The following is a 12,941-nucleotide window of genomic DNA, read 5'->3' as shown; positions in this document are numbered from 1 at the left end:
TCTCTTATAAAGAAAACACTAAATGCCTTATATACATTTTTTGTTTCATGAATTGTTTATGACACACGTTCACATACCATTCATTAAGATATTAATATGATAACAATTTATAAACTAATTGTAAATAGAAATTCCTAAAATAATTAAAATAAATTTTATATTTCTAAACAAGATAAATTGAATTTTCTAGATATGTGGAAATATCTCCACATCAGCATAGAATAAGGGTTTCTTTTATAGTTATATTATATATAATATAATACATTATATATATAAGAGTATAAAATAGATCCTATCAGTTTATATTTACATTATATTTGTATATCTTATACAAGTTTATCTTCATCTAAAATATATAAACTTTCTAAATTAGATGAAGATAAAACATAGTAATAAAGCGTTTCTTCATAAATACATAGAAAAAGGTAGTTAATATAAGCAGTCTATTATTTTATAATTGTTTATATTTGCACAGCTATTGAGCCTTAAGTAAGGACAACAATAGATAAACGCAAAAAAACAACGCCATCCTTTCGGATGGCGTCGTTTCGCATAAGGATTGTGTGCCCTAGTCGGGGTCCAGGGAACAGCAAGGCCCTCAAACAATCGCCGTATGAGGGCCATATGTAGTTGTTCATTATATACACTGTGCGTCACACATCATCTTCCTAATTCATTGTATATCGTTTATGCCGAGCTCTCAGTGTGTTAATGATTTATAGTTAAATTTACAACCTTATTATTGAATCGCAGCGCGCAAGTCTACTTTTTTAGTTTCTTGGTTAGCTGGACGATTGATCGCTTCACGAAGATCTACAGTATGTTCATCTTGAACAGTAGGTTCTTCACTAGCTTTATTTTTAACTGTTTGTTTAGCTGCGAACCAGATTGTTTCGTTCATGTAGTGACGAAGTTCTTCGTTAGAAACGTTTTCTTGGTCTTTAGCCATTACATCCAAAATAGCATCTTCTAATGCTTGTGCTTCGTCGTCAGTCATAGGACCGCCAACTTCTTTTTGTTTTTGGATGATTTCGTTAATACGATCTGTCATGCCGCGCAATACATTGTAACCATAGCTGTTAGTGAAGCCATCTTCTTTATTGTATTTAGGCATTTCAAAGTATTCGTATTCGTTTTTATTACGGTTTTCACCATTCCAGTTCAAGAACACTTCTTGACCATGTACACGACCGATGGAATGTGTGCGGAAGTAGTCAGCATAGTTGTGTTTGTCATAGGAATGTAACCATTTTTTCTCAGCTTTTGTCATACGTTCATGGTTTTCGTATTTCACTTTAGCTTTTGCGATGTTGATCTCCGCATTTTGCCAAGCTTTCACATAGTCATGAACAGCAGACACTGTTTGTGGACTAGCCACTGGAACCAATACTACATTGCCCAATGCTGGAGCAGATACTGGATTACGTAAAATCAAATTATCGTCATATGTTGGAGCGGATTGTGCACCTACAACGCCTGTAGAAATAACAAGAGCCGCTGCACAAGCAAGTAATGTAGATTTTTTCATTCTATATTCCTCTTTTCTATCGTTAGATTATGGTGAAAGTATCTCTCACGCGTTTCACGTTCATATTTAAAAGCATTGTTTTTACAAACAATAGGGAGAGGCAGGCGCTACACGAGGTAGCGCATACCTTCCTTTGTTCATTCAGTTCTTACACTCACAAATGATTACATACCAAGTTTTGCCATCATCGCAGCAATTTGAGCTTTCATTTGTTCGTTTTCAGCTTTCAAATCAGATACTTCTGTTTTTAATCCAGCGTTTTGTGCTTTAACGGAAGCCATTTCTTGTTGCATTGCATAAGCAGAGCTGATAGGGCCTTTGCGGTAACGATCTGCTACAGCAGCTTCGCTATCACGGTTGCCAACTTTCCAAGTTACACCAGCGTTTGCCATCATGTGACGGGAACCACCTGCCCAAGCTAAGCCTGCATGCATCATTGTGGACTCGTTTTTGTAATGAGCAACGCCCATTGCAATAGCGGAGTTACCACGGTAGTTACCATAACCAGCCATGATTTGAGTTGGTTCTAATGGATCGTATTGGATAGGTTTCAATGCTGCAAGAGCTGCACCTTGTGCACCAGTACGGCCGATTTCGTCTGTCAATTCATCGAAACGAGGGCTTGCACCAGTAGACAAGTCGTATACTTTAGCGCCATCAGCATTTTCAGATTCACGAACACCTACGGAACCATCAGTGGATTTAACGATTGTACGGGAATCTTTCAATTGTTTCAAGTTAACCGCATCTGTATCGTTAGTACCTTTACCAAGGTTAGTAATTTTGTTACCACCCATGTTGAGGTTACCACCAGTTACGGAAAGGTCACCAGCGTTGAAGTTCAATGCAGGACCATTGTCGCTATTCTTGATGGAGTTGATACCTTTAAGGTCTTTGTTCAATTTAACAGTTAAAGTATCAGTGCCATCAGCTACTACGTTGATGTTACCAGCAGCGGATTGGAATGCAGTGGATTGAGCCGCAGTCACACCTTCACCTTGAACTTTAACAAGTGTATTCAACGCATGTTTGTTTTCAGTATCAGTGTTGTTACCTGTGAATCTCAAACCATCGTCCATAGTTGCTACTTCACGTTTGATTGGGTTGCCATCAGTATCTTTCAATGGGTTACCATCTTTATCTTTTGGTACGTATACAATACGTTCAGATTTGTCGCCATTGTTAGCTTCTGGTTTAACAAGAGTTTTGGAACCGTGGTCTGTAGAGATATCTACACCAGTACCATCTGCACCAGCAGGACCTTGAGGACCAGTTAAGCCGATGTGACCTACGCCGTCTTTACCAGCGATGGATACAGCATCTTTACCATCTTTACCGATGGAAACTTTACCGTCGATACCGTTAGCACCGTCTTTACCGGAGATGGATACACCATCTTTACCATCAACGCCATTTTTACCAGGAACGCTAATGGAGTTCAAGCCGTTAAGATCTTTATCTAGACCGATTACAACTTTACCATCTTTAGTCATAGTTTTGATGTTGGATGCGCTGTAGTTGTCATCAGCTTTAGTGCCTTCGCCTACGATTTCAAGTTTTTCACCCAAGTTTTTGTGGATGTCATTACCAGATTGAGCACCGAAGTTCAAACCTTTATTGCCGATTGCATCAGCAGTATTTTTAAGGTCAGTAACGTTTACAGCACCGTTCTTAGTATTGTTGTCACCAGCAGCAGCATCAATCTTATCTAAGAATGTATTACCAGCTTTGTCAGCGATGGAAGAACCAACGTTGTTCAATTTCATTGGATCTGTAGTAGAAGCGTTAGGGTTGTTCATGGAAGCGATGATATCGCCAGCATTTACAACATCGCCAGAACCATCTTTAGCTGTATTGAAAGTACCATCTGGTTGTTTGTAAACTTTAGTACCATCTTGTTTAGTGTATACTACTGGAATTTGAGCATTGTTTACAACACCTTGGTTATTGATCTTAATGTCATATTGGTGACCTTTAGCTGCATCATAAGTTGCAGATGTAGGATCATTTTTATCAGTTACGGAGATAGTGCCATCAGAAGATTCAACAGTTGTAACTTTATCTTTCAATTGTTTAACGTTTACTGCATCTGTATCAGCTTCACCAGCTTTAACGCCTGTGATTTTCTTATCGCCAGCATTGATGCCATCTTTCTTAACAGATGGGCCACCAGTGATAGTTAAACCATCGTTGTTAACAGTAGTGTCACCGATTTTTACGGAACCATCTTTAGTAAGATCAATGTCTTTAGCCAATTGAACTTTCAATTTACCGCCATCAGCATTTACACCAATGTTGTTGTCAGTCAATTTAGAGCTATCTGCACCACCAACGATATCTACTACGTTGTTAAGATGTTTCTTAATAACGTTAGGGTTAGTATCTTGGTTAGTTTGACCGTTGTCACCAGCGAACTTCATGCCATCATCGTGAGTTGCAACTTCATGTGTGTTGCCATCTTTGTCTTCGTATACGATACGAGTCAATTTATCACCAGGTTGGCCGTCAACACCAGGAACACCGTCTTTAACGGAAATCTTAGCACTTGCGCCATCTTTACCGTCAGCACCCTTAGGACCAGTCAAGCCGATAGAGCCATCTTTACCGTTGAGTACAACAGATGCGCCGTCTTTACCGTTAACACCGATTTTACCATCAACGCCGTCTTTACCATCTTTACCAACAACTACGCTGTCAGCTTTAAGGTTTTTATCAAGTTTAACGTCGATAGTTGTGTTACCATCAGCACCTTGAGAGATGATAGTCTTAACGTTTTCACCGCTGTATTCAGTATCAGCTTTAGCACCTTCACCTTGGATTTTCACAGTGGAACCAAGTTTATTAGTTTTTACACCACCAGCGTTAGCATCAAATTTCAAGCCTTTTTCAATCAATGCATCAGCTGTATTTTTAAGGTCTGTTACATTAACTGCACCGTTCTTAGTTTTGTTGTCAGCAGCTGCTGCATCAATTTTATCTAAGTAAGTGTTACCAGCTTGATCAGCAATAGTGGAACCTACGTTGTTCAACTTCATAGGAGTTGTTGTGGAATCACCACCATTGTTCATGGATGCAATTACATCAGCAGGTTGAACTGTAGTACCAGTACCATCAGGCTTAGTATTGAATGTAACATTACCAGTAGCAGGATCTACGATTTTGTAAAGTTTGTCGCCATCTTTATTAGTATAAACAACTGGAGTTTGAGCTTTTTCAACTACAGTTTGGTTATTGATAGTGATGTCATATTGGTGACCTTTAGCTGCATCATAACCAGGTTGACCAGCAACGTTTTTGTCTACTACTTTGATGGAACTATCGGAAGACTCAACAGTTGTAACTTTGTCTTTCAATTGTTTTACGTTAACTGCATCAGTATCGTTTTCACCAGCTTTAACGTTAACAATTTTGTTACCGCCATTATCTAAACCAGTGTTAGTCAACTTAACATCAGTAGTAGTACCACCTGCAGGAGCAGTGATTGTAACACCGTTGTTATCAACTTTTGTATTACCAGTAGTCAAGGAGCCATCAGCATCCAAGTCAACATTTTTAGCCAATTGAACTTTCAATTTGCCATTAACATTGTTAACACCAATGTTATCGTTAGTAGTCAATTTATTTTTATCAGCACCACCAACGATATCTACTACGTTGTTAAGATGTTTCTTAAGAACTTTAGTATCATCTGTTTGACCATCGTCACCAGCAAACTTCATACCATCATCATGAGTTGCTACTTGATGTTCGTTGCCGTCTTTATCGTTGTAGAAGATACGAGTGATACCATCAACACCGTCTTTACCATCAACGCCAGCTTTACCTTCTTTAACAGTAATATCAGCAGTTGCATTTTTACCATCTTTACCAGCAGGGCCAGTTAAACCAATGTGACCTACGCCATCTTTACCGGAGATAGATACTGCATCTTTACCGTCTTTACCAGAAATACCAACTTTACCATCGATACCATTTGTACCAGGAAGGCCAGGAGCACCTGTAGCACCTTGAGGTCCAACAATAGTTACGCCATCTTTACCTGCTTGACCATCTTTACCATTAACAACTACTTTATCCAAGTTAGTTAAATCTTTGTCTAGGCTGTAAGTATAAGTTTGAGTTTTATTGGCTGCATCAACAGTTTGTTTTACAGTCAAGTTTTTACCTGCTGCAAAGTTTACAGTGCCACCATTTTCAACAGCTGTTGCAGTTGCTGCACCATCTAATTTACCATCACCAGCAATTGCATTAGCTTTGAAACCGTAGTTATTACCAGCTGCAGGAATGTTCAAGTCGGAGAAGTCGATAACTGCTTTAGTATCAGATACTGCAGTACCTTTGCCATCGTTGTATGTCAATGTAACTTTCTTAGTAGCTGCATCGTATTTGTATACGTTTTCAGTACCGCTTACTACGCCGCCTTTAGCTTCAGTGCTACCAGCTTTAACTGCTGTAGGAGCAATGTGAAGTTCATTTGCACGTAAAGCATCAGCTGTAGATTTCAAGTCAGATACGTTAACAGCTGCATTTGGAGTCAAGCCATTAGCTGTATCCAATTTAGTTAAGTAATCTGCGCCTGTTTGATTTTTAATAGCAGAGCCAACATTATTAACAATGGAGTTACCACCAGTTGTATTGCCTGCTGCATCTTGGATGGATACGATAACATCACTTGCAGGAACATCATTACCAGGAGCACCATCAACATTAGTTGTGAAAGTACCATCTGGGCGTTTAACCACTTTAGTGCCATCAGCTTTAGTGTAAACAGCTGGAGTTACAGCATTTACAGTGTAAGTTTTTTGACCTGTTGTAGCATCAGATGCTACAGTTACGTTAACATTTTCGCCACCTTTAACGATTGTGCCAAGACCAGTGATTACATTCTTGCCAGCATTATTGATGTTGGAAAGATCGTTTTTAGCAACGCCTTTAATAACAGCTTTTTCACCTGTTACCAAGTCACCATTACCATCTGTATACGTCATAGTAACATTGCCATCGTTATCTACTGTATACTCATTGCCTGCAGTTGTTGCTGTAATGTGTTTTTCATCTTTAAGATTAGCAACTTTATGAACTGTAGTACCACCATCGTTAGTGTATGTAATGCGGTCGCCATCTTTCTTAATGACAGTTTCACCAGTACCACTAGGATCTTTCAACGTAATTTCTTTAGTAATTGTTTTACCAGTTGTTACGCTGTCAAGATCTTTAAGGTCTTTATCAAGAGCAAATGCAACAGAAGCATTACCGTTACCATCGTTAGTTTGGTTTACAGTCAAGTTTTTACCTGCTTGCATTGTTACTGTTTTACCATCAGCAATGTTTTGAGCTGCATTGGAACCTGCTGCAACAGTACCTTCTGTGCCAGACACTTTATCGGAAGCGATGTTCCAAGTGGATGCTGTACCAGCAGCTGCATTTACATGTAAGTCATATGTTACTTGATTGCCATTTTCTGTTTTATTGATTGTTACAGATTTATCATTAGATGTAACAACTGTACGAGCTGCTTTCAATTGATCGAGGTTAACTGCATCAGTACCGTTAACTGCAGGAGCTACATTAGTGATAGTTTTGTTACCAGCGTCAATACCAGTTTTAGTTACAGATGGACCACCAGTGATTGTTACACCATCGTTGTTAACTTTAGTATCACCAATTGTTAAGGAACCATTTTTAGTCAAATCAACGTCTTTGTTCAAGTCGTATTTAACTACGCCATCAGCTGCTACAGAAGCTGTTGTGTTGGAACCGTTAGTGAAGTTCAAACCTTTGTCCAATTTAACTGTTTGGTCACCAGTACCATTAGCTTTGTATGTCAAAGGAATTTGTTTAGCTGCTTTTTCACCATCGAATTTCACTTCGTATGTAGTATTATGATTTGCATCATCTTTCACAGGGTTAACAGTGATAGGGTTATTTGTATCAGCTGTGTAGTTACCACCAGTAGTTGTACCACCGTTGTTAACTGTTACTGCTTCACGAGCTGCATCTTTAACAGCATTACGGGAAACATTAACTTCGTATTGAGCATCTGGGTCACCAGAGTTTTTACCATTACCTACAGTGATGTCAGCGATGTTAGTGTCGCCAGCTGCATCAGCTTTTTTAACTACACTTTCAGTAGAGGAAGCACCGCCAGGTACAGAAGAGTTAGCAACAGCTACTTTATAAACTGTTTTATTAGGATCAGATGTATCTTTAGATACTGTTACATTGCTAGAACCAGAAGCTACTTCAACGGTATGGTTCAATTTAGCTTTTGCATCATCGGACAAATCAGCTACTACATCTGTACCAGAAGCAGTTGTTTTGATGTATTGACCGTTGTTAGCACCAACTACACCGAAGCTCAAACCACCTGTTTTGTTCAATTTTTGAGTATCTGTATTACCAGTGTTACCTGCTAATTTAACTGTGTTGTTGAAGCCATCGCTTACTTTTTTCAATTGGTCTTCAGTTGCTGCACGACCAGAAACAGGAGTTGGGTTAATAATATCCCAATCTTTGTTTTGTAAGCCAGTTACATAGCCACCTTTACCATCTAAGGAAATAGGGTTGTCGCCTTCAACTTTTACAACTTGATCACCAGCGAAGGAGATTTTGCCAGAACCAGTACCATTTGTAATGGAGGAGATATCTGTCAAGTCACCTTGTACATTTACTTTGTAAGGAGTAGCTGCTGTACCATCACCTGTTACAGTAGTATTTTTACCAGCTTCAACTTTAGAAGGATCTGTGTTACCAGTAGCACCAGTGGAGCTTACTGTGTAGATATCATGACCATCAGTACCTTGAGATTTAGCTACAGTTACGCCGTTACCAGCTTTAACTTCAGTTCTCAAGCCTTTAATTTGGCTGTAGTTAACTGCGTCAGTATCATCTGTACCAGGAGCTAGGTTAGTGATTTTGCTACCACCCATGTTAAGTGGGCCGCCAGTGATGTTGATGGAGTTGCCACCAATTGTCATTTTAGGACCATTGTCAGCATTAGAAATAGATGTAATACCTTTCAAATCGCCTTCTACATTAACTTTGTATGGATCGTCTTGAGTACCTTCACCAGTAACTTTAGTATTTTTACCATCTACAAGTTTAGTTTTAGCGTCTTTTAATTGTTTTACATTAACTGCATCAGTATCGTTTACACCAGCTTTTACATTAGTAATGTTTTTATTACCAGCATCGATACCAGTTTTAGTAACAGATGGACCACCTGTGATTGTTAAACCATCGTTATTAACTTTAGTATCACCAATTGTTAAGGAACCATCTTTAGTCAAGTCAACGTCCTTGTTCAAGGAGTATGTGAATTGTTTATCAGTTTGATCTAATACAATGTTTTTACCAGCACTCAATGTTACAGTGTCGCCAGGGCTTACTTTTTTGGATGCTTGAGTACCTGTTACGCTACCACCGTTATTGGAGGAAACTACGTTCCAACCAGATTCGTTGATTGCTTTTGCAACATTGTCAGTTGTAGCAATGCCGTTTGTAGTAGGCGCTACTGCTTTACCATTAGTATTAGTAATATCAGCACCTATTTTAGCTTTTACTGTAACACCATTTTTATCAGCAGATGTAGAAATAAATGTAGGATCATCACCTTTAATTTTCAATGTACCATCATCTAACAATACATCGCCATTGCCAGTGTCACCAGCGTATTTCAAGTTAACGCTTCTCAATTGAGCTACGTTAACAGCATCGCTGTCAGCAGTACCTGCTGCAAGACCTGTAATTTGACGAGTTGCATTAGCACCGTCACCTACGGAAACTGCTGCCAATGTGGAAGTTTGTACATTACCAGTCAAACCAGAGTATTTGTTTGTACGAGTTTCTGCAGGATTAAAGCCTTTAACACCTTTATCTACAGTTGCTTTAGAGTTAGAGCCAAGAGCAACGCCATCAGCAACAGATGCATTAGCTTTATAACCATGCGCTACGGAACGAGATGCACTTGCTTCAGCACCACCGCCAACTGCTACAGAACGGTCACCAGTTGCTTTAGACATAGCACCAACAGCCACTGCATAATCAGCTGCTTCTACAGTTTTATTTTCAGAGGCAGAACCAAGAGCTACTGCATAGTCACCTTTCGCTTTTGTACGCGCACCTAAAGAAACAGCACCAGTTTTTGTAGATTCAGCTTCACGACCGATAGCTACAGTATCTAGACTTGTTGCCTTGTTGTTTAAACCGATAGCGATTTGAGAGTTTTCTTTATTTGCAGTAGTAGGATCCCCAATAGAGGAGTCAGCGATATTATTTTTACCAATTGCGATACCGCCCATTGTATTAGCAGTATTGCTATTACCCATTGTAATAGTATCACCAAGATTGGAATTATTTTGTTTACCGATAGCAATAGATGCACTACCTTTTGCTTTGGATTGATAACCCATTGCAGTAGCAAAATTAGCATTTACTTCAGATTCACGACCGATTGCTACCGCATAACCACCAGTGGCTTTAGTCTGTGCCCCGATTGTAACAGTATTTACAGAGTTACTTGTGGAATCACGACCAATAGCTATACTATCACCACTAGAATCAGTTTTAGCATTATGACCAATACTGATGTTATCAGTACCTTTTGCCCAGCTTTCACGGCCCATAGCAATAGAGAATTGACCAGAACCTAAATCTTGGTTCGCTGCATTAGAGTTCGCACGATTACCAATCGCAATGGAGTCTTCAGCAGATGCCATAGATACGTTACCAATAGCGACAGAAGCACGTCCTTTTGCTTGGTTATAAGCACCCATAGCCACTGCTGCACCGCCAGAAGCTGTATTACCATTACCTAGAGCCATTGCAGAATTTTCTGTTGCAGTATTTGCTGCACCAATTGCAATAGTACCATCATGGTTATCAGTTCTATTTTGATAACCAACTACTACAGAGTTTCTTCCAGTAGTATTTGAACCATTATAAGCATCAGGAGAGATATTAACGGCACTACCCCCAGTATTAACGTTCGCATGTACAGGTGCACCTGCTGTAGCAGCTACCATAGCCAAACCAGCTAACACGCTAGCTAGAGCTTTTTTCTTACCACCATTGTTTTTTGCAACTTCGGAAACTACTACGTAGCACTCTTTAGTTTTGCTCCAAACAACTTTAAAGATTTTATTCATATTACTATGAACCCCTTTCTTAACTAGACACAATTACAATCCTTATAATTAAATCAATAAAATACAAAAGAACAAAAAGCCTAAATTTCCCATACCTTTACGCCTTTCTGAGTATCTTTCATATTTCTTTCATTTTGTGTCATGAACAGAATATCATATATCGAAAATGTTGTAAATAGTTTTCTTCATGTTTTTATCATAAACAGCAAGGTTTGTTGTCAGAACCTTTATTTTGTTAAACAAAATTTAATATATGAGTGTTTTTTTACTCATTTTTTCGGTGTTTTATACGTATTTTATAAAATATAATCTATTTTTCTCTATGCAGTACTAGTTTTTTCGATAATAATATTAATGTAAGTTATAAATAAACGATTAATTGATTTAATCTCATTGATTTTTCTCGATTTTGGCATCTATTTATATATTATCTATAAAATATGGATCATAGAAAAATATGAATATAATAATCCAACAATCTTTTAAAGGCACTTTCACATTTTTTTCATATACGAACTTATAAATGAAATAACTATGAATTTTTTGACCGATTTTGATAAAAATTATGATATACTAAATCATTATGAGGAGCATTTTCCGAAGATTAGTTATAGAGGGGATATATTCTAATGAGTAAACAACACATTACTAGTGTAGATCAATCTAAAATTAACGACCTAAAGGAATCTTACGACGATTTTCTATACGTATCAAAACCATTTTCCAATACATGTATTACATCTTTAATGGCAAAAGCTCTTATTTATGGCTTAGACCCAGTACCAGTTGAAGACGCGCGCGTATTAGAGTTGGGCTCTTCTTGCGGTGGAAATATCATACCCCAAGCCCTATATAATCCAACAGCAACTTTCACAGGCATCGACCTATCCCCTACACAGGTGAAACATGGGAATGAATTAATTGAATCTATGGGGCTTAAAAATATTACCTTATTAGAAAAAAATATCATGGATATTGATGAGACATTCGGTACCTTCGATTACATTATCGTTCATGGTATTTGGTCTTGGGTGCCTGATGTGGTAAAAGATAAAATCCTTAATATTTGCAGTCGCAACCTATCTGATCGTGGTATTGCCTATGTTTCATATAATACGTATCCAGGTTGGAAACGGTTAGAGCAATTGCGGGATATTATGTTATATTCTGAAAAACATGCACCTAACGACTCATTACAAGAGCGTACGGTCTACACAAAAAATGTATTAAAACTCATTGCAGAAACAATGAAGCTAGATGAACGTTCCCAACAAATTTCTGATTATAAGATCAAAAACATAAATCGTGTACTCCAATCTAACGATTACTACGTTGGGCACGAATACTTAGAAGCTATTAACGATCCTGTATATGTATCAGAATTTATTGAACGTGCGCAAGAGCAAGGTTGCGCTTACATCGGTGACGAAACATTGAATCGTTCCTTCATTACATGGCTTGATAGTAATGTCGAAAATAATATTAGAACATTAGCTAGAGATAGCTACATTGATAAGGAACAGTACTACGATTATGTGTATGATACTCAGTTCCGCATGGCCCTATTAACAAAGTGTAGCAACGAAGATAAAATTTCCCATGACGAAAGGGTTGAGAAGAAAGTACTAGATACACTATACTTCAACAATGCATTAGATGAAGAGCCTGGTGTTCCTCCAGAGTGGACCAATGTTATGCACATTAGCATTCAAGAATTAATGGATACAAAACGACCATTCAATGTAGCGGATATTATGAAACATATTGAAGAACACCATCCTGATTCTGAAATCGATACTGATGCTATGTATAGACGTTTATTCCATCTTGCTATCGTCGGTCATATCAACACATATGCAAAAAAATATGACCAATTACCATTTGAGGAAAACAAAACCTATATTCCAGAACACTTTATCAACTATGTATCCACCCTCGTTGAAAAAGGTGGCTATCAATACATGTGCCTCGGCAATATGTATAACCAAATAGACTTTTCAGTAGATGAAGGCTTATCCTACGTCATGAAATTGATGGCAAAACCAATATCTCGTCAAGAATTGATTGATACTATGAACGAAAACATGACCGTTGAAAGAACAAAAGATGATGGCACTAAACACATTGTCTCCTCTGAACAATATTTAGACGAGTCCATCGCGCATATCCAAGCGCTAGGATATTTTGCGAAATAAATCGCAAATAATATAATCACAAACAATATCGAAAATTACATAATATGAGAACTACAAAAGGAGTAACTGAAC

Annotated in this window: 3 protein-coding genes; 1 reads left to right on the top strand and 2 read right to left on the bottom strand. The window is 38.1% G+C overall.

Going from position 1 to position 12,941, the window contains the following annotated elements:
• Positions 1-739: 739 nt before the first annotated feature.
• A complete protein-coding gene (locus VRHSUH10_RS07380; RefSeq protein WP_005384742.1) occupies positions 740-1,528 on the bottom strand; it encodes a hypothetical protein in 789 nt (262 codons plus the stop codon).
• A gap of 164 nt (positions 1,529-1,692) precedes the next feature.
• Entirely contained in the window at positions 1,693-10,674 is an 8,982-nt protein-coding gene (locus VRHSUH10_RS07375) for an ESPR-type extended signal peptide-containing protein (protein WP_105090027.1), read from the bottom strand.
• A gap of 629 nt (positions 10,675-11,303) precedes the next feature.
• Here VRHSUH10_RS07375 and VRHSUH10_RS07370 point away from each other — a divergent pair.
• The gene (locus VRHSUH10_RS07370; RefSeq protein WP_105090026.1) at positions 11,304-12,869 is read left to right on the top strand and encodes a class I SAM-dependent methyltransferase; all 1,566 of its coding nucleotides are present in this window, start codon (positions 11,304-11,306) and stop codon (positions 12,867-12,869) included.
• Positions 12,870-12,941: the final 72 nt, after the last annotated feature.

The organism is Veillonella sp. T11011-6, assembly GCF_002959755.1.
Lineage (GTDB): Bacteria > Bacillota > Negativicutes > Veillonellales > Veillonellaceae > Veillonella.
This window is presented reverse-complemented; position numbering and strand designations above follow the sequence as displayed.

Coding starts and splice junctions, on each gene's coding strand:
- VRHSUH10_RS07380 (WP_005384742.1), bottom strand. CDS start 1,528: ATGAAAAAATCTACATTACTTGCTTGTGCAGCGGCTCTTGTTATTTCT.
- VRHSUH10_RS07375 (WP_105090027.1), bottom strand. CDS start 10,674: ATGAATAAAATCTTTAAAGTTGTTTGGAGCAAAACTAAAGAGTGCTAC.
- VRHSUH10_RS07370 (WP_105090026.1), top strand. CDS start 11,304: ATGAGTAAACAACACATTACTAGTGTAGATCAATCTAAAATTAACGAC.